Consider the following 18,672-nt stretch of genomic DNA (forward strand, 5'->3'; position numbering starts at 1 on the left):
TCGAATGAGGCCGGGTGACCCAGGGTTCTTTCATCAGTTTCGAAGGCGGGGAGGGGGCGGGCAAGTCCACCCAGATCCGCCGCCTGGCCGAGCGCCTGAGCGCGGCCGGCCATGACGTCATCGTCACCCGCGAACCGGGCGGCAGCCCGGGCGCCGAGGCCATCCGCGATCTGCTGGTCAACGGCGCGGCCGACCGCTGGTCGCCGGTCACCGAGACCCTCCTGATGTACGCCTCGCGCCGTGACCATCTGGAGCGGGTGATCCGTCCGGCTCTGGCGCAGGGCAAGGTCGTTCTGTGCGACCGCTTCGCCGATTCCACGCGGGCCTATCAGGGCGCGGGCGGCGACGCGCCGGCCAGCCTGATCGCGGCGCTGGAGGATCACGTCCTCAACGGCACGATCCCGACCCTGACCCTGATCCTGGATCTGCCGGCCGAGGTCGGCTTGAGCCGGGCCGAGGCGCGGGGCGGGGCAGCGCGGTTCGAGTCCAAGGGCCTGGACTTCCACCAGCGTCTGCGCGCCGGCTATCTGGAGATCGCCCGCCGCGAACCCGAGCGCTGCGTCGTCATCGACGCCGACGCCGAACTGGACGCGGTGACCGCCGCGATCAGCGAGGCCGTGGCCCAAAGGCTGGCGCTCTGATGTCTCCGGCCCACCCGCGCGATGTCTATGACCTGGAGGGCCAGTCCGCCGCCGAGGCCGCGTTTCTCGACGCCCTGGATCGCGGCCGACTGCACCATGCCTGGCTGCTGACCGGCCCGGAAGGCGTGGGCAAGGCGACCCTGGCCTACCGCATGGCGCGGCGCCTGCTGGGTGCGCGGCCCGATCCGAGCCACGGTCTGCTGGGCGCGGCGCCCTCCGACGTGGTCAGCCGCCAGGTCGCCGCCCGCTCGCATCCGGACCTGATGGTGCTGGAGCGATTGACCGACGACGGCAAGGCCCGCAAGTCGATTCCGGTCGACGAGGCCCGCCAGTTGCCGGAGTTCTTCTCAACGACCCCGGCGGTGTCGCCCTATCGGGTGGCGATCATCGACGCGGCCGACGACCTCAACGTCAACGCCGCCAATGCGGTGCTGAAGACGCTGGAGGAGCCGCCGCCGCGCGGGGTGATCCTGCTGATCAGCCACGCGCCCGGCAAGCTCCTGCCGACCATTCGTTCGCGCTGCCGCCGCTTGGCCGTGCCCGCGCCGGGCGTACGGGCCGCCGCCGAGATGGTCGAACGCATGGCCGACGTTTCGGGGCGCGACGCCGAGCGGCTGGCCCGCATGGCCCATGGCGCGCCGGGCAAGGCGCTGCAATTGGCCGCCGCCAAGGCCATCGAGATGGACGACGCGGCCAACGAGATCCTGCGTGGCCTGCCGAAGCTGGACGAGGGCGCGCTCTTGGCCCTGACCGACACCTTTCGCGGCGCCGAGGGCGCGGCGCGGTTCGAGCTTCTCATGGAGCGCATGGCCGACCAGGTGCGGATCTTCGCCACCCAGGTCGCGGCCGACGGCAAGAACTCGCCAGGTCTGGACCGGTGGGCGACCGCTTGGGAACGGCTGTCCAATGCGCCGGGCGAGGCCGAGGCCGTGAACCTCGACCGCGCCGATGTGTTCTGGAGCGTCATCTCGGACTTGCGCGCGGCGGCCAAGACGGCGATTTGAGCGGCATGCTCATCGACAGCCACGTGAATCTGCACGCGCCCCAGTTCGCCGAGGACAAGGACGCCGTCATCGCTCGCGCCCGCGAGGCCGGCGTCGCCCTGATGGTCACCATCTGCGACAAGGTCTCGTCCTTTGAGGCCGTACACGCCATCGCCATGGCCGAGCCGGATATCTGGTGCACGGTCGGCACGCACCCGCACGAGGCCAAGGAAGACCCCGCGCTGACCGCGGCGCGCCTGGTCGAACTGGCCCAACGTCCGCGCGTCATCGGCATTGGCGAATGCGGCCTGGATTTCCACTATGACCTGTCGCCGCGCGACGTGCAGGCGCAGGTGTTCCGTCAGCACTGCATCGCCGCCCGCGAGAGCGGTTTGCCGCTGGTGGTCCACACTCGCGAGGCCGATGACGTCATGGGTCAGATCCTCGAGGAGGAGCACGCGGCCGGGCCATTCAAGATCCTGATGCACTGCTACACCAGCGGTCCGGCGCTGGCGGCTCGCGCCATGGCCCTGGGCGCGTGGTTCTCGGTGTCGGGCATCGCCACCTTCAAGGCGGCCGAGGATGTGCGCGAGGTGATCCGCGACATGCCCGCCGACCGGATCATCGTCGAGACCGACTGCCCCTATCTGGCCCCCGTGCCGATGCGCGGGCGTCGTAACGAGCCGGCCTATCTGCCGCATATCTACGACAAGCTGGCCGAAATCCGCGGCTGGAGCCGGGCCGACACGGAAGCCCGCACGGAAGACGCCTTCTTCAACCTGTTCGACCGGATTCCCCGTCCATGACCGGTCCGCTGGAGTTCACCATCCTGGGCTCCGGCTCGTCCGGCGGCGTTCCGCGCGCCGACGGCAACTGGGGCGATTGCGATCCGGCCGAGCCCAGGAACCACCGCTCGCGTTGCTCGCTGCTGGTGCGGAGGAAGGGCGAGGACGAGGGCGGGGCGCTCCATGAGACCACGGTCGTTGTCGACACCTCGCCGGACCTGCGGCTGCAGGCCGCAAAGGCCGGGGTGAAGCGGGTCGACGCGGCGCTGTTCACGCACGATCACGCCGACCAGGCCCACGGCATCGACGACCTGCGGCCGTTCTTCCTCAATCAGCGGGTCCGCATCCCGACCTGGGTGGATCAGGCCACGCACGACGGCCTGCTGACGCGGTTCGAGTACATCTTCAAGACGCGCGGCGGCTATCCGGCCATCCTGGAGCCGCGCCTGATCCCGCCGCTGGGCGAGGACTTCCAGATCGACGGCCCCAGCGGCTCGATCCCCGTCCACACCTTCGACGTCGACCACGGCGAGATCCGCGCGGTCGGCTATCGCTTCGGCGGCGTGGCCTACACCCCGGACGTGCGCGCCATTCCCGACGGAAGCTGGGCGGACCTGGCCGATCTCGACGTCTGGATCGTCGACGCTCTGCGCTGGACGCCGCATCCGACCCACGCCCACGTCGAACTGGCCCTGGAATGGATCGCCAAGGTCAGGCCGAAGCGGGCCATCCTGACCAACCTGCACATCGATCTCGACTACAACGCCTTGACCGCTTGCCTGCCGCCGGGCGTCGAGGCTGGCTATGACGGCCTTCGGTTCACGCTCTAGGCGCTTTTTCCGAAGGTCGCGCAGCGCTCAATCCAGGTCGCTTCAAGGCGCCGGTCGCGTTTTAGGCGACGAAGCGCTCGTTCTTACGCAACTTTTGCCGAATTTGGCGAAAACTTGGCTTCACGTAACGAGGCTGAAATAAGCTGGTCCAACAACACCGTCATAGGGACGCGGTAGAGACATCCTCCCGTGCGTCATTGACCCGACCTCCCATGGCTGAAACCGTCACCATCTCCCGAGAAGTCTTCCAGCGCCTCCGCTCGCGCCTGCCTGCTGTAACGCGCGAGCATCTGTTCGACTGCTACGCCATCAGCGAAACCACCTGGACGAAGCTGCGAGATGGTAAGCCGGTGAAACGCTCGACCCTCGACCGCATCCTGGCCAAGCTGGCCCTGCTTGACGCCCGGGTGGCGGCCTAGACGCGACCGCGCGGCCGATCCGTTGGGTCGTCTCCACGCGGCTCGATCTGCTATGAGCGGTTCATGAGCTCCCTTGGGACCGGTGCGCGCCAACGCATCCTCGTGATCGACGACGAGCCGCAGATCCATCGCTTTCTGGGGCCGGCCCTGGAGGCGGCGGGCTACGAGCCTCTACGCGCTGACGGCGGACAGGAAGGCCTGCGCGCCATCGCCCTGTGGTCGCCCGACGCCGTGGTGCTGGACCTCGGTTTGCCCGACATGGACGGCAAGGACGTGCTGGAGAAGGCCCGGGCCTTCTATGACGGTCCGATCCTGATCCTGTCGGCCCGCGATCGGGAGATCGAGAAGATCGAGGCGCTGGATCGCGGAGCCAACGACTATGTCGAGAAGCCCTTCGGCGTGGGAGAACTGCTGGCGCGGCTGCGGGCGGCGATGCGTCAGGCCGGCCGCGCTCAGGCACCCAGCGGGCCGATCCGCGCCGGCGATGTCGAGATCGACCTCGACAAGCGCCGCGTCACCCGCGCTGGCGAGGCCGTGAAGCTGTCGCCGCGCGAATATGACGTGCTGATCCGCCTGGCCCTTGGTCATGGCAAGGTGCTGACCCACAAGGAACTGCTGACCGCCGTCTGGGGGCCCGCGCATGCGCGTGACACCCAGTATCTGCGCGTCTTCATCGGCCAACTGCGTCAGAAGTTGGAGGCCGACCCCGCCTCGCCCAAGCTGCTGCGGACCGAACCGGGCGTCGGCTACCGCTTCGTCGACGACGCGAGTTAGCGCCCGCCGACCTCGATGCGACGCACGCGGATCGCCGGCTGGCTTCCGATCTTCATCATGTAACTGCCCATGGCCGCCTTGCGGACCTCGATCGTGTCGCCGGCTTTCGGCGGCTTGCCCAGCATGGTGTCGTCGATCTGGCGCCAGACCGCGCCGTCCTCCAGCGTGACGACCAGCCGTTGCTCGCCGTCGACTCGGGCGCTCTTGACCACCGACTGCAGCTTGTCGGTCTCGGCCTTGTCGGCGCCCTTGTCGAGGATCGACAGCGTCGGCAGTTCCAGGCCGAAGGCCTGGCGGCGCGCGGCGCGGGCGGCCTGCTTGTCGATGATGATGACCTCGCCCGTCTCCTGGGCCTTGGTCACAGACTGGGCGGCCTTGTCATAGCAGGCCAGCCGCTCGGCGTCGGCGGTGATGGCGCGGCAGGCCTTCAGCGCGGCGATCACCGCGGGTTCGGCGGGCTCGGCGGCGAAAGCGGGAGCGGCGGCGAGGGCGATCGCGGCGGCGAGCAGCAGCTTGGTCATCTCGAATTCCTTAAGCGGCGAGATCTTATGCGGCTTGCTGGGCGTCGCCCAGCAGCCATCCGGTCAGCGACAGCCGCTTGGCGGCGGCATAGGAGGCGACCTGCGCCACCGAGTGGGCGGCCGGCACCTTGAAGAGGGTCAGTACGTTGAACTCGGGCTTGAAACCCCGCGTGACGTTGCCCTCGGCGTCATGGAAGAGAAGCTGGCCGCCCCAGTCGGCGCGCCACTTCCGGGTGAAGCCCAGGGTGAAGGCGGCCAGGCGCGTGTCCTCGCGGTGGCGGTCGTCGTGCAGCGTCAGGAAGTCGCCAGGGCGATAGTAGGACGCCTGGATCCGGACGCCCGTCACGGCCGGCGCGCCGATCACGCGACGGCCGAAATCGAGAAAGTCCTCGCTCTGCAGGAACTGTGTCGCGCGATGGATCGGCGCTTCCGAGCTACGGAGATATTCGTCCTGCAAGGCATAGGATAGGTGCACGAAGGAAAAGCCCGTCGCGGCGCGCTTGATCGCCCCTTGCAGGAACTGTCGAACCTGGGCCTCGCCGAACTTCTTGACCACCTCCGGGGTGATGACCAGCGTTTCCGACGCCTCGTCGGGCGCGACGATGTTCCAGGTCAGGCCTTCCATCACTCCGGCGACCGCCTCGGCGTCGGCCGGAACCAGGAAGACCGGAATCTGCACGTAGCCATCCCGCGCGAACCGGCTCGCGAACGTCTCGATCGGCAGGTCGCTGTTGATTCTGAGGGGAGGGTGCGCGGGCATGCGAGACTCGTCGGTACGGGATCGTGAGCATGGATTTGCTCGGATTTTATTCAAGCGGTGCTTTTCATTCCCGTGCAACTACCACTGTGGCTTAAAACGCCGTCGCCTGAGGCGACTTGTCGCGGGGCCGCGCGACACTCAAGTCGAGAAGCAAATATTGTCTCATTTAAGACGCCAGCCAAGCTGTTCTGGCAGCATGGCAAGGCCCCGATCTGAGTTCTTGGAAGATGATTTTTCAGATAGTTGCTGGGGGGCGAACTTCATCGCCGTCGTCACTGCACTGAGGCGCAATCATCGCCTGACGGCCGATTACTTCGTATATAATGTACAGCATTGCGAAGCGGCAAAGAACTCAGCCGCATCCATCCCCTTGAAAATGCACGGTCTTGCCCAGATTGACGCCTGAGCCTGTGTCGGCTGCGTTACATTTTGGTAACAGGTGGAAATTTCCTGGGCATTCGCGCCGTCTGGCTGATTGACCAGAGGTCTTCCAATTCCACTCTTGCCCGCAAAACCCGGTTCCAGGGGGGACAGGGGGAGCGCCGCATGCTCGATCCGCAGGGCTTCGGCGTATAAGTTTTGGAGGTGGAATTTGTTTAGTGTGACCACTCGTAGAAAGCGCCTGCTGGCGTCTTCGATCCTCTGCGGCTTCATGCTGCCGGCCGCTGGCGCCTGGGCCCAGCAGACGGCGACGCCCGACGAGACGGCTCAGGTCGAGGAAATCGTCGTCACCGGTTCGCGCATCGCGCGTCCCGACCTGACGTCCGCGAGCCCGATCGCCACGGTTGGCGACAAGGAGCTCAAGCAATCGGGCGTGGTGAACACCGAAAACCTGCTGAACACCCTGCCGCAGGCCGTCCCGGGCATCACCTCGACCGTCAACAACGGCAGCAACGGCACGGCCACGGTCAACCTGCGCGGCCTGGGTTCGAACCGCACCCTGGTCCTGGTCGACGGCAAGCGTCAGACGCCGACCACCCAGTCGGGCACGGTCGACATCAACCTGATCCCGCCGGCCCTGATCAAGCGCATCGAAGTCGTGTCGGGCGGCGGCGCCGCCGTGTACGGCTCGGACGCCGTGTCGGGCGTCGTGAACTTCATGCTGAAGCAAGACTTCGAAGGCATGGAATTCAGCGCCGGCTATTCGGAAACCGACAAGGGCGAAGCGCCGATCTATTCGACCGACCTGACCATCGGCGCCAACTTCGCCGATCGCAAGGGCAACGTCGTCCTGAACCTGGGCTACAACAAGCGTGAAGCCCTGACCCAGGGCGAACGCGGCGGCATGCTCAGCACCGCCTGGGGCGACAACGCCACCAAGACCGGCCTCGTTCCGTCGGGCTCGGGCTCGAACGAGCAAGGCCGCATCAACCCGTTCGTGGCTGGCAAGATCATCAACCTGACGGGCCTGGGCCGGGCGCCGACCGCCGCCGACTCCGCGCTGTTCCTGCCGGATGGCAACATCCGCCTCTATAACGACGCGAACGACACCTATAACTTCGCCCCGGTCAACTACGTCCAGACGCCGCAAGAGCGCTTCTCGGTCACCTCGCTGGCGCACTACGAGATCAAGCCGGGCCTGCAGGTCTACGCCAAGGGTAACTTCGTCAACAGCCAGGTCGTGACCCAGCTGGCGCCGACCCCGATCGGCACCCGCACGTTCCGCTTCACGCTGGACAACAACCCGTTCCTGACCGCCGCCGCCAAGCAGGCGCTGAACGGCCTGGGTTCGACCACGGCCTATACGATCCCGGCCTCGAGCTCGTGGACCGCCGGCACGTTCACCGACGTCGACTCCGACGGCGATGGCCTGTTCGACACGGTCACCGGTTCGTTCAACCGCCGCCTGACCGAAGTCGGCCCGCGCGTGTCGAAGTTCAACTTCTTCGGCTACCAGATGCAACTGGGCATCAAGGGCGACATCGAAGCCATCAACGGCGGCTTCGACGTCTACTATCAGTACGGCAACACCCACGGCAGCAACTCGCTGCTGGGCGACACCAGCCTGGCCCGCATCCAGCAGGCCCTGCTGCTGAATTCCACGGGCACTGGCTGCGCCGACCCGTCGGGCGGCTGCGTGCCGATCAACCTGTTCGGCCAAGGCAACATCTCGAAGGCCGCCGCGGACTTCATCAAGACCCGCATCAACTCGTCGCAGGACTACGAGCAACAGTACGGCGGCTTCAGCATCAACGGCGACACGGCGAACATGTTCTCGCTGCCGGCTGGCCCGATCGGCTTCGCCATCGGCGGTGAATATCGCGCGGAAGAGTTCGCCTTCCTGCCTAGCCAAGACCTGGCGACGGGCAACCTGACGGGCTTCAACGCCAGCCCGCCGGTCTCGGGTCGCTTCGACGTCTACGAAGGCTACGCCGAACTGCTGGTTCCGCTGCTGAAGGACCTGCCGCTCATCAAGTCTCTGGACCTTGAGCTGGCCGGCCGTACGTCGGACTACACCGGCCAACCGCATCCGGTGAAGACCTACAAGGTCGCCGGTACGTGGAAAGTCTATGACGACCTGATGCTGCGCGCTTCGTACAACAAGGCGATCCGCGCGCCGTCGATCGGCGAACTCTACTCGCCGCAATCGAACGGCTTCCCGACCGCGACCGACCCCTGCTCGTCGCGTGGCGCGCCGAACGCGGCCGTCCGTCAGGCCTGCATCAACTCGGGCGTCGCGGCCAACCTCGTCGGCCTGATCAACGCCAACCAGCAGACCCAGACGCTGTCGGGCGGCAACCCGAACCTGCGTCCCGAGCAGGCCAAGACCTTCACGACGGGCTTCGCCTACACCCCGTCGTGGCTGCCGGGCTTCTCGGTGACCGCCGACTACTTCGACATCAAGATCAACGACACGATCGACAGCTTCGGTAGCTCGGCCTCCAACGTCCTGGCCGTCTGCTACGGCTCGGTCGTGAACGGCAACCCGAACTCGCCGTACTGCCAGTCGATCATCCGTCTGGCCAACGGCTCGATCGACTACATCTCGCTGACCAACCAGAACATCGCGACTCTGAAGACCAAGGGCCTCGACATCGGCGTGGCCTATCGTACGACCCTGGAAAACCTGGGTCTGCCCGATTGGGGTTCGCTGGCCTTCCGCTCGCTCTACACCAACACGTGGGAGTGGACGAAGATCCCGGACGCCATCTCGGCCCCGGTCAAGTGCGCCGACAAGTTCGGCGCGCGTTGCGGCACGGCCATCCCGCGTCACAAGCTGCGCTCGACGATGAACTGGACCATGAACCAGTTCGGCGTGAACGTGGTGTGGAGCCACCTGGACGACGTGACCGACGACAACCCCTCGAGCGTCTTCACCGTCGAGCGTATCGGCGCGAAGAACTACTGGGATCTGTCGGCCGACTGGAACGTCAACGACAACGTCGCCTTCACGGCCGGCGTGCGCAACCTGACCCAGGAATCCTACCCGATCATGGGCGGCAACGCTTCGCCGTCGAACAGCGGCTACCCCGCCGTGTACGACGTCCTGGGCCGCGTGTTCTTCATCAACGCCCGCCTGCGCTACTAAGAGACCTGAACCTCTCCGACGCTTCGGCGTCGGGGAGGGGATCTCTCGCGAAAAGCCCGCCTCGATCACTCGGGGCGGGCTTTTTTGTGCTGTTTCAGAGCCTTGGCGAAACGCTCAACGGGGCGCGACGTCGAACGCGATGGTCAGACGGTGCCCGGGGTCCGAGAACGGCCGCGTTCCGTGCCAGAAGCACGATGGGAACAGCACCAGCATTCCGCGCTCGGGCTTGACCATATGCTCGGCGGCCAGGACGGGGGATGTGAGACACCCTGGCCGGCCAAACTGCAGCCAGCCCTCGCGCGCCTCCTCGTTGTCGACGACGGCCGGCACGTCCAGATAGAAGGCCGAGGAGATCCAGCCCCTCGGGTGCACATGATCGGCGTGAAAGCCGTCGGAGCGCAGGCGCACCGACCAGCCGCCGGCGAAGTCGAAGGCGCCGGAGCGGCGGGCTCGGATCGGATCCTCCCCCGGGCCGAGATCCTCGATATAACGCGCCACCGCCTTTCGGGCCGAGGCGAAGAAGGCCCGCACCAGCGGATCCTCCGAACGGTCCAGGGAGGGAACCTGCGTGCCGCCGCGCAGCGACTGCTGGAGCGGATGGGTCTTGAGGTCGTGCAACTCCAGCAGCCGGGCGCGCAAGGCCTGCAAGAAGGTCTCCAGGTCGCTCCAGCCGTCCGGTGTTTCCAGGCGATAGGCGCGCACGAGTCGCTCATAGTGGCCAAAGGGCTCCAGGCGAGGATCTCCCGTCAGCCGCCAGGCGGTGTTGCGCAGGGCCAGGGCGTATTGGTCGTCAGGCGTGGCCGCGACTAGGCGCTCGGCCGTCTCGGCCGCCGCCGTCGCCTGGCCATTGGCCAGCAAGGCTTCGCAGAGCACCGCATGGACCTCCGGCGCGGCGGGCGCCAGGCGCTGGGCCGCCTGGGCGTGGGCCAGCATCCTGCCGGCGTCGCCGATGACTCCAGCCGCGCGCGCGGCCGCCAGGCGCAGCAGAACGTCGCTTGGCGAGGCTCTTAGCGCCTCCGTCAGGGTGGCGTCGGCCGCCGCGTGATCGCCGGCGAAGGTCAGCACGGTGCTCTTGATCAACCACAGGCCCGCGTCTCCGGGGTGTTTGCCAAGCGCCGCTTCCAGCACGGTCAGGGCCTCGTCCTGGCGCCCGGAGCGCATCCAGCGCAACTGGGCCAGGTCCAGATGCGCGGCGGCGTCGTTGGGGCGCCGCGCCAGAGCCCTCAGAAGGGCCTTTTCGGCGTCGTCGTAGCGGCGCAGGCCTTGCAGCGCCTTGCCCAGCACTAGCCAGACCTCGGGCGCATCCAGGCCCAGGGCCAGGGTTCGCCGCGCGGCGGCTTCGGCCTCGGCGTCGAGTTTCAGGTCGCCCAGGGTGGCGGCCAGATTGTACCAGGCGAAGCGATCGTTTGGCGCCCGCGTCACGGCGCGTCGGTTGAAGGCCACGGCGTCGTCGACCCGCCCAAGGGCCTTCAGCGCCGCGGCGTGCGCCATCAGCAGGTTGGGAGTCGCGCCGGCGTTTCGGGCTGCGGGTTCGGTGAGGCTCAGCGCGTCAGCCGCTCGGCCGTGGTCGATGAGGGTCCAAGCGTTCTGCGTAAGCGAGTCGGTCATGGGGCGCGGCGAATGAGAAAGAGCCCGATCCTAGAAAGACGCCGGCCCCATTCATAGGGCTATCGCGGCGCGCCGACCGTCACTTTCGGAAGGGCGGTGATCGGCTCCAGCACGATGTCGCGGAAGAAGGTCTCGGCGCCTTCGGACTGAAGCTGAATCGCGCCGTGCGTGAGGGGCTGGCCGTTAGCCCGCAGGTCGCGGACCTCCATGACCGGAACGCCGTTGACCACATGGACCGCGCGATCGCCGACGACATAGAGGTCGAGCGTATTCCACTCGCCAGCCGGCTTTTCGGCGTCGCTGTAGGCTTCCACGTTCCAGTCGGCCGCGCCGCCCTTGGCGGTCACCGGCCGACCAGCGGGCGAAAAGCGCAGGTTGGGCTTGATCAGGCTGGGGTCGTCGACGGCGCTGGTGACGACCGAGATCGCCTCGCCGACAGGCACGACCATGCCGATCGAGCCGGTCATGATCTCGAACTCGACCGCCTGGCTCCAGGTTCCCCAGACGACGCCCGGCGCGCCGTGCGAATGGTAGAGCAGGCCATTGTTCGGCGCCTGCGTCTCGCGCGGCGGCCAGCGACCGGGCCCCCACTTGTATTGCAGGCGTAGGTGATAGTCTCGGAAGTCGCCCGTGTGGACCAGGCTGCCCCAGGTCTTGCCGTTGACATAGATCGCCGGCCGGCCGTCCTCGACCACGACCTTGAAGATCTCGCCGCTCAGCGGCGTCAGCCCCAGCGGGGCCGCGGCGGGGCGCTTGTAGGTCAGGGCCGGGTCGGCATAGCCGAGCCAGGGACGCCAGTCGTTCAGGTCCTCGCCGTTGAACAAACTCTTCGCCGGCCCCGAGGCCTTGGGGATATCGCGGAGCGCCAAGGGCGGGCGCGTCTCCGCCAACGCCGACGACGCGGCGGTCAGCATCGCCATGAAGGCCAGGGTCCCGAGCACATCGTCCTCCCTTGATCTCGCTGCCTAGTCGCCGAATGTCCGACAGCGTTGTCAAGGATGTCGTGGTCGTATTGGCCGACGCCGACGCGGCGCATAGTCTGGTTCGCTCGACAGGGAGCCCAGGCGCCGCATGCTGACCCGATCCGTCCTCACACTCGCCGCCGCCAGCCTGCTGGCGGCATCCTCCGCCATGGCCCAGACGAAGCCGGCGGAGACCGAGGTCTGGAGTCCGGTTCCGTCGATCGTCACGCCAGCGGCGGCTCCGGGCGGCGCGCCCTCCGACGCGATCGTGCTGTTCGACGGACATGACCTGGACCAGTGGGTCTCGGTCAAGGACAGGTCGCCGGCCGCCTGGACGGTCGCCGACGGTGTGCTGACTGTCGACAAGGCGCTTGGCAATATCGAGACCCGGCGGGCCTTCCGCGACTACCAGTTGCACCTTGAATGGCGCATCCCGGCGGGCATTACCGGTTCGGGCCAGGCGCGCGGCAACAGCGGTGTTTTCCTGGCCTCGACGGGCGGCGGCGACCAGGGCTACGAGGTGCAGATCCTCGACAGCTTCGAGAACCCGACCTACGTCAACGGCCAGGCGGCCAGCGTCTACAAGCAGCATCCGCCCCTGGCCAACGCCAGCCGCAAGCCCGGCGACTGGCAGACCTACGACATCGTCTGGCGCGCGCCGGTGTTCGCCCCGGACGGGGCGCTGGTCACGCCGGCCGTGGTGACCGTGATCCACAATGGCGTGGTCGTGCAGGACCACGCGGTGCTGACCGGCGAGACGGTCTATATCGGCAAGCCCAGCTACAAGGTTCACGGGCCCGCGCCGATCAAGCTGCAGGCGCACGGCGACCCCAGCGCGCCGATCAGCTTCCGCAACATGTGGGTCCGCGAGTTGGCGCCGCGCTAACTACTGGGCGGCGGGGCCGTGCTCGACCGGATGACCAGCTGGTGGGGCAGGGTGACGTTCTGTAGCGCGGTGGCCCGGCCACTGAGGATGTCCATCAGCAGGCGCACCACCTCGTGGCCGATCTGCTCCTTGGGCTGACTGACCGTGGTCAGTTTCGGATGCAGGTACTGGGCGAAGCGGATGTCGTCGAAGCCGACCAGCGACACGTCCTCCGGGCAGCGCAGGCCGCGCAGGCGGATTGCCTCCAGCGCGCCCATGGCCATCTCGTCGCTGAAGCAGAAGATGGCGGTCGGCCGACCGGGCTCGTCCAACAACTCGCCGGTCTGGCGTACGCCGGACTCGATCGAGAAGTCGCCGATAGCCATGCGCAGGGCGCTGGCCCGGCCGTGGCGCTGGGCCGCCGCCAGCACGCCGGACAGGCGGTCGCTGCTGATCGGGCTGACCAGCGGGCCGGTGACAACGCCGACGCGGGTGTGCCCCAATCCATAGAGATAGTCGACGACCTCGGCGGCGGCGCGGTCGTTGTCGATATGGGCGCTGGAGACCGCAAGGCCCGGGCGGAACTCGCAACCGTTGACGATCGGTGTCCTGGGCCCCTTGGCGGCGACCATCTCGGCCAGAACGTCGGGCAGGCGGTGACCCAGGAAGATCAGGCCGTCCGCCTCCTTGCGACGGAACATGGCGGCGTACTGCTCCTCGCGCGTCTCCTCGTGGCGGGTGTCGCCCAGCAGCACCGAATAGCCGGCGGCCAGGGCGGCTTCCTCGACGCCCCGGATCACCTGCGAGAAGAACGGGTTGGAGATGTCCGGCACCGTGACCAGGATCTTCTCGGTGCGCAGGGTGCGCAGGCTCTTGGCCGCGAAGTTCGGCTCGTAGCCCAGGCGGTTGACCGCCTCCATCACCTTGTTGCGCGTGGTCTCCAGCACCAGTTCGGGCGCGCTGAACACGCGTGAAACCGTCGCGGTGGAGACGCCCGCGTCGCGCGCAACATCTTGAATGGTCGCCATCGGCCGGACACTGGCGACAAGCCTACAGCTTGGCAAGTAGAGCGACCCCTGTTATCGATGATTTCGATTACATCGGAGCGGGAAGCGTCCAAAGGGACGAAATCGACCGCCCAAGCTGGTCGGGGAGGCCAGGTCCATGAACACGAGCGTCCGGCTCTTCGTGATGATGGTGCTGCAGCTGGCGATCTGGGGCGCCTGGGCGCCCAAGATCTTTCCCTACATGGGCATGCTGGGCTTCGCGCCCTGGCAGCAATCGATGGTCGGCAGCGCCTGGGGCGTAGCCGCCCTGGTCGGCATCTTCTTCTCCAACCAGTTCGCCGACCGCAACTTCGCGGCCGAGCGGTTTCTGGCCGCCAGCCACCTTATCGGCGGTCTGGCCCTGGTGGGCACGGCCTTCGCGACCAGCTTCTGGCCGTTCTTCGCCTGCTACCTGATCTTCAGCCTGGTCTACGTGCCGACCCTGTCGGTGACCAACTCCATCGCCTTCGCCAATCTGAAGGACCCGGCCGCCGGCTTCGGCGCGGTGCGGATGGGCGGGACGGTGGGCTGGGTGCTGGTCAGCTGGCCCTTCGTCTTCCTGCTGGGCGCGCATTCCTCGGTCGAGCAGGTGCGCTGGATCTTCCTGGTCGCGGCGATCGTCTCGTTCGCCTTCGCCGGCTACGCCCTGACGCTGCCGCATACGCCGCCCCGCAAGGACGCGCCGGGCATCGACAATCTGGCGTGGCGACGGGCCTTCAAGCTGCTGGCCGCGCCGTTCGTGCTGGTGCTGTTCCTGGTCACCTTCATCGATAGCGTCATCCACAACGGCTATTTCGTGATGGCCGACGCCTTCCTGACCAATCGGGTCGGGATCGCCGGCAATCTCAGCATGGTCGTCCTGAGCCTGGGTCAGGTGGCCGAGATCCTGACGATGTTCCTGCTGGGCCGGGTGCTGGTCCGCCTGGGCTGGAAGGCGACGATGATCATCGGCGTGCTGGGCCATGCGGCGCGGTTCGCGGTCTTCGCCTTCTTCGCCGACAGCATCCCAGTGATCGTGGCCGTGCAGCTGCTGCACGGGATCTGCTACGCCTTCTTCTTCGCCACTGTGTACATCTTCGTCGACGCCGTCTTCCCCAAGGACGTGCGCTCCAGCGCCCAGGGCCTGTTCAACCTGCTGATCCTGGGCGTCGGCAATGTGGTGGCCAGCTTCCTGTTCCCGTCGCTGGTCAGCCGTCTGAGCGCGGGCGGATCCGTCGACTACACCACCCTGTTCATGGTTCCGACCGGCATGGCTCTGGCGGCCGTCTGTCTGCTGGCGGTGTTCTTCCGTCCGCCGTCGCGCGGCCCCGTCGCGGAGGCCGACGAGCTCCCCGCGACGGCCAGCCCGGCCCAAGTCTAGCCCTTCAGCAAAGGAAAGCCTCGTGCACGAACACCTTTCTCGACGCGGCCTTCTCGGCGCCGGCGCGGCCCTCCTGGGCGCGACCCTGGCCGGCGGCGCCGGCGCGGCGGCGGCGCCGTTCTTCCAACGCCATAAACTGCCGGTCGGCATCCAACTCTACAGCCTGGGTCCGGACCTGGCCAAGGAACTGGACGCCCAGCTGGCCACGGTCGCCAAGATTGGCTTCAAGTCGGTCGAGCTGGCTGGATACCTCGGCCGCACCCCGGCCGAACTTCGCGCCGCCTTCGACAAGGCGGGCCTGATCTGCCCCAGCGCCCACATCGCGCCCAAGGGCCCCAGCGGCTTCAGCGGCGATCTCTCCAAGCTCGCCGACGAGATGCATGTGATCGGCGTCAAATCGGTGATGATGCCGATCTTCTACATCCCCGACCGCCTGGGCGCGGACCTGCGCCAGGCGGGCGTGCAGATGACGGCCGACGACTGGAAGTGGAACGCCGACTTCCTCAACGAGAAGGCCGCCGTGCTGAAGAAGTCCGGCATCACCGCCGGCTATCACAACCACAATTTCGAGTTCGCGCCGCTCAAGGACGCTAAGGGTGCTGACACCAACGGCATGGAGATCCTGCTGAACGGCACGGATCCCAGCCTGGTCACCTTCGAGATGGACGCCGGCTGGGTCACGGCCGCCGGCCACGATCCGCTGGCCCTGCTGAAGGCTCATCCGGGCCGCTTCACCCAGATGCACGTCAAGGACGTCAAGGCGACGACCAAGACCAACTTTGAACTGAAGCAGGACCCGACCGAGGTGGGGAGCGGCATGATCGACTGGAAGAAACTGCTGCCCGCCGCCTACGCCGCCGGCGTCCGCGGCTTCTACTACGAGCAGGAGCCGCCGTTCGCCCATGCTCGCCTCGAGTCGGCCAAGATCAGCTACGACTACCTGGCCAAGGTCGTCGCCTGATGGCTTTGCGGATGGCCCCCTTGCGAATGGCCATGGTCGGCGGCGGTCCAGGCTCGTTCATCGGGCCGGTGCACCGCATGGCCGCCGAGCTGGACGGCCGCATCCGGCTGGTCGCCGGGGTGTTCAGCCGTGACCCGGCCAAGAGCGCCCAGGCCGCCGCCGCCTGGGGCGTCGCGCCCGACCGGGTCTATCCGGACCATCACGCCATGATCGCCGCCGAGACAGCGCGCGAGGACGGCGTAGACCTCGTTTCGGTGGTCACGCCCAACCACCTGCACTTCGACGTATCGGCCGCCGCGTTGAAGGGCGGGCTGCACGTGATCAGCGACAAACCCGCCACCCTGAACCTCGCCGAGGCCCAGGAACTGGCGGGCATCGTCGCGGCGTCGGGCAAGCTCTACGGCCTGACCTATACCTATACGGGCTATCCTATGGTCCGCGAGGCGCGCGAGATCGTGGCGCGCGGCGATCTGGGCGCGGTGCGCAAGGTCGTGGTCGAATATTCGCAAGGCTGGCTGTCGAAGCCGCTCGAGCGCGACGGCGACAACAAGCAGGCCAGTTGGCGCGCGGACCCCGCGCAATCCGGCGTCGGCGGCTGCATCGGCGACATCGGCGTCCACGCCTTCAACATCGCCGAGTTCGTGACCGGCGTCCGGGTCGAGCGCCTGTGCGCCGACGTCTCCACCATCGTGCCGGGGCGTGGTCTGGACGACGACTGCAACGTGTTGCTGCGGTTCGAAGGCGGCGCGCGCGGCGTGCTGATCGCCTCGCAGATCTCCGCCGGCGCGCGCAATGGCCTGAGGCTCGAAGTCTTCGGCGAAAAGGGCGGTCTGACCTGGGCGCACGAAACGCCCAACGTGCTGACTCTGGACTGGCTGGATGGTCCCAGCCAGCTGCTGCACGCCGGCTCGGGCTATCTGGGCGCGGCCGCTCGCGTCGTGACACGCCTGCCGACGGGCCATCCCGAAGGCTTCATCGAGGCCTTCGCCAATATCTACCGTGACTTCGCCGACGCCGTCGAAGGGCGCGGCGGGGGGCTCGCGCCCGATATCGCCGAGGGCGTGCGGGGCATGGCCTTCGTCGAGCGCGCCGTGGCCGCCAGCCGCGACGACGCCGGATGGGTCAGCCTGGAAGGAGAGGGGCGATGAAGACGCTCAAGGGACCAGCCATCTTCCTGGCCCAGTTCATCGGCGCCGAGCCGCCGTTCGACAAGCTGGAGACCATGGCCAAATGGGTCGCCGATCTCGGCTATATCGGGGTGCAGATGCCGACCGGCGGCGCGGACTCGTTCTTCGACCTGGCGTTGGCCGCCGAGAGCCAGACCTATTGCGACGACATCGCCGGCCTTCTGGCCGAATACGGCCTGCAGATCACCGAGCTGTCGACCCACCTCCAAGGCCAGCTCGTCGCCGTACATCCGGCCTATGACGAGCTGTTCGACGGCTTCGCGCCGCCCGAATTGCGCGGCAAGCCGGCCGAGCGCCAGGCCTGGGCGGTAGGGCAGGTCAAGGCCGCCGCCGTCGCCAGCCGTCGCCTGGGCCTGAAGGCTCACGCCACCTTCTCGGGCGCGCTGGCCTGGCCGTACTTCTATCCCTGGCCGCAGCGGCCGGCGGGTCTGATCGAGGAGGCGTTCGCCGAACTCGGCCGGCGCTGGAAGCCGATCCTGGACGTCTTCGAAGACAACGGCGTCGACGTCGCCTACGAGATCCATCCGGGCGAGGACCTGCACGACGGCGCCACGTTCGAGCGGTTCCTGGATGAGGTCGGCGGTCATCCGCGCGCCAACATCCTCTATGATCCCAGCCACTTCGTGCTGCAGCAGCTGGACTATCTCGGCTACATCGACCGCTATCACGCTCGGATCAAGGCCTTCCACGTCAAGGACGCCGAGTTCCGGCCGACGGCCCAATCGGGCGTCTATGGCGGTTATCAGGGCTGGGTCGACCGACCCGGACGCTTCCGATCGCTGGGCGACGGCCAGGTGGACTTCAAGGCGATCTTCTCCAAGCTGGCCCAGTACGATTACGACGGCTGGGCGGTGCTGGAGTGGGAATGCGCGCTGAAACATCCAGAGCAGGGCGCCCGCGAGGGCGCGCCGTTCATCCGCGACCACATCATCCGGGTCACGGACAAGGCGTTCGACGACTTCGCCGGCAGCGCGCCGGACGCCGGCCGTAATCGTCGGCTACTGGGTCTTTAGGCCGCCGCCAAATTCCGACGGAGAGTTTCTCGATGAAGTACCCGCTCATGCTCGCCGCCGTTCTGGCAGGGATGGCGACCAGCGCTGTCGCCGCGCCCACGGGCCAGCAGGTGTTCGAGCAGCGCTGCACGGTCTGTCATTCGCTCCGCCCCGCGCCGGGCAAGATGGGCCCGCCGCTGGCCGGCGTCGCCGGCCGCAAGGCCGGGACCGCGCCCGGCTTCGCCTACAGCGCCGCCATGAAGGCCTCGGGGATCACCTGGACGCCGGCGGAGTTGGACGCCTTCATCAAGGCGCCCGGCAAGAAGGTCCCAGGCACCAAGATGCTGCTGGGCGCGCCGGATGACGCGCAGCGCGCGGCGGTGATTGAGTACCTGACGTCGGTGAAGAAGTAGGCCTGGCCAGGGAGAGACGCGGTGAAGACAATAGCC

The 18,672-nt window shown here is 67.4% G+C and carries 18 protein-coding genes; 13 read left to right on the forward strand and 5 right to left on the reverse strand.

Annotated elements, in window-relative coordinates; translation table 11 throughout:
- Nucleotides 1-14 precede the first annotated feature (14 nt).
- The 6 genes from tmk (at nt 15) to EIK80_RS17990 (ending at nt 4,432) form a co-directional block, all read left to right on the forward strand.
- Nucleotides 15-641 (forward strand): dTMP kinase, encoded by a 627-nt coding sequence (tmk, locus tag EIK80_RS17965; RefSeq protein WP_125158391.1) that lies wholly within the window; start codon nt 15-17, stop codon nt 639-641.
- Complete coding sequence (locus EIK80_RS17970) at nt 641-1,645, forward strand: DNA polymerase III subunit delta' (RefSeq protein ID WP_125158392.1); 1,005 nt, start codon at nt 641-643, stop codon at nt 1,643-1,645. The genes tmk and EIK80_RS17970 overlap by 1 nt, the downstream gene beginning before the upstream one ends.
- Nucleotides 1,642-2,430 carry a TatD family hydrolase gene (locus EIK80_RS17975; protein WP_125158393.1) on the forward strand — a complete coding sequence of 263 codons (789 nt, stop codon included), beginning with the start codon at nt 1,642-1,644 and terminating at the stop codon, nt 2,428-2,430. Before EIK80_RS17970 ends, EIK80_RS17975 begins: the two co-directional genes overlap by 4 nt.
- Complete coding sequence (locus tag EIK80_RS17980) at nt 2,427-3,239, forward strand: MBL fold metallo-hydrolase (RefSeq protein ID WP_125158394.1); 813 nt, start codon at nt 2,427-2,429, stop codon at nt 3,237-3,239. The genes EIK80_RS17975 and EIK80_RS17980 overlap by 4 nt, the downstream gene beginning before the upstream one ends.
- Before the next feature lie 212 nt (nt 3,240-3,451).
- Nucleotides 3,452-3,658, forward strand: coding sequence for a hypothetical protein (locus EIK80_RS17985; protein ID WP_125158395.1), 207 nt, complete (start codon nt 3,452-3,454; stop codon nt 3,656-3,658).
- Nucleotides 3,659-3,721: 63 nt separating this feature from the next.
- Complete coding sequence (locus tag EIK80_RS17990; protein WP_125158396.1) at nt 3,722-4,432, forward strand: response regulator; 711 nt, start codon at nt 3,722-3,724, stop codon at nt 4,430-4,432.
- Here the strand turns inward: EIK80_RS17990 and EIK80_RS17995 are convergent.
- Both EIK80_RS17995 and EIK80_RS18000 read right to left on the reverse strand, forming a co-directional pair.
- Nucleotides 4,429-4,953, reverse strand: a complete 525-nt coding sequence (locus EIK80_RS17995) for a hypothetical protein (protein WP_125158397.1) — start codon at nt 4,951-4,953, stop codon at nt 4,429-4,431. The genes EIK80_RS17990 and EIK80_RS17995 overlap by 4 nt on opposite strands.
- Before the next feature lie 25 nt (nt 4,954-4,978).
- Nucleotides 4,979-5,713, reverse strand: a complete 735-nt coding sequence (locus EIK80_RS18000; protein WP_125158398.1) for a 2OG-Fe(II) oxygenase family protein — start codon at nt 5,711-5,713, stop codon at nt 4,979-4,981.
- Nucleotides 5,714-6,365: 652 nt separating this feature from the next.
- On the opposite strand from EIK80_RS18000, the gene EIK80_RS18005 reads away from it, so the two are divergent.
- Nucleotides 6,366-9,242 carry a TonB-dependent receptor domain-containing protein gene (locus EIK80_RS18005; protein WP_125158597.1) on the forward strand — a complete coding sequence of 959 codons (2,877 nt, stop codon included), beginning with the start codon at nt 6,366-6,368 and terminating at the stop codon, nt 9,240-9,242.
- A 114-nt stretch (nt 9,243-9,356) separates the two neighbouring features.
- Here the strand turns inward: EIK80_RS18005 and EIK80_RS18010 are convergent, their stop codons facing one another.
- On the reverse strand, nt 9,357-10,850 hold the full coding sequence (locus EIK80_RS18010) for a putative 2OG-Fe(II) oxygenase (RefSeq protein WP_125158399.1): 1,494 nt from the start codon (nt 10,848-10,850) through the stop codon (nt 9,357-9,359).
- A 59-nt stretch (nt 10,851-10,909) separates the two neighbouring features.
- Nucleotides 10,910-11,791 carry a DUF1080 domain-containing protein gene (locus EIK80_RS18015; RefSeq protein ID WP_370450239.1) on the reverse strand — a complete coding sequence of 294 codons (882 nt, stop codon included), beginning with the start codon at nt 11,789-11,791 and terminating at the stop codon, nt 10,910-10,912.
- A 130-nt stretch (nt 11,792-11,921) separates the two neighbouring features.
- Here EIK80_RS18015 and EIK80_RS18020 point away from each other — a divergent pair, with 130 nt between their 5' ends.
- On the forward strand, nt 11,922-12,698 hold the full coding sequence (locus tag EIK80_RS18020) for a DUF1080 domain-containing protein (protein WP_125158400.1): 777 nt from the start codon (nt 11,922-11,924) through the stop codon (nt 12,696-12,698).
- Here EIK80_RS18020 and EIK80_RS18025 read toward each other — a convergent pair.
- Nucleotides 12,695-13,705 (reverse strand): LacI family DNA-binding transcriptional regulator, encoded by a 1,011-nt coding sequence (locus EIK80_RS18025; RefSeq protein ID WP_125158401.1) that lies wholly within the window; start codon nt 13,703-13,705, stop codon nt 12,695-12,697. The two genes, EIK80_RS18020 and EIK80_RS18025, sit on opposite strands and share 4 nt — an antisense overlap.
- A 136-nt stretch (nt 13,706-13,841) precedes the next feature.
- Here EIK80_RS18025 and EIK80_RS18030 point away from each other — a divergent pair, with 136 nt between their 5' ends.
- From EIK80_RS18030 to EIK80_RS18050, 5 genes are read left to right on the forward strand one after another with little or no spacing between them, the layout of a single operon-like run.
- Nucleotides 13,842-15,083, forward strand: a complete 1,242-nt coding sequence (locus EIK80_RS18030) for an MFS transporter (RefSeq protein WP_125158402.1) — start codon at nt 13,842-13,844, stop codon at nt 15,081-15,083.
- Nucleotides 15,084-15,105: 22 nt separating this feature from the next.
- Nucleotides 15,106-16,044, forward strand: a complete 939-nt coding sequence (locus EIK80_RS18035; RefSeq protein ID WP_125158403.1) for a sugar phosphate isomerase/epimerase — start codon at nt 15,106-15,108, stop codon at nt 16,042-16,044.
- 11 nt (nt 16,045-16,055) lie between these two features.
- A complete protein-coding gene (locus tag EIK80_RS18040; protein WP_125158404.1) occupies nt 16,056-17,192 on the forward strand; it encodes a Gfo/Idh/MocA family protein in 1,137 nt (378 codons plus the stop codon).
- Complete coding sequence (locus EIK80_RS18045) at nt 17,189-18,244, forward strand: sugar phosphate isomerase/epimerase (RefSeq protein ID WP_125158405.1); 1,056 nt, start codon at nt 17,189-17,191, stop codon at nt 18,242-18,244. Before EIK80_RS18040 ends, EIK80_RS18045 begins: the two co-directional genes overlap by 4 nt.
- 32 nt (nt 18,245-18,276) lie before the next feature.
- Nucleotides 18,277-18,636, forward strand: coding sequence for a cytochrome c family protein (locus EIK80_RS18050; RefSeq protein ID WP_125158406.1), 360 nt, complete (start codon nt 18,277-18,279; stop codon nt 18,634-18,636).
- The last annotated feature ends 36 nt before the right edge of the window (nt 18,637-18,672 follow it).

It is taken from the genome of Caulobacter sp. 602-1 (genome assembly GCF_003931565.1).
Taxonomy (GTDB): domain Bacteria; phylum Pseudomonadota; class Alphaproteobacteria; order Caulobacterales; family Caulobacteraceae; genus Caulobacter.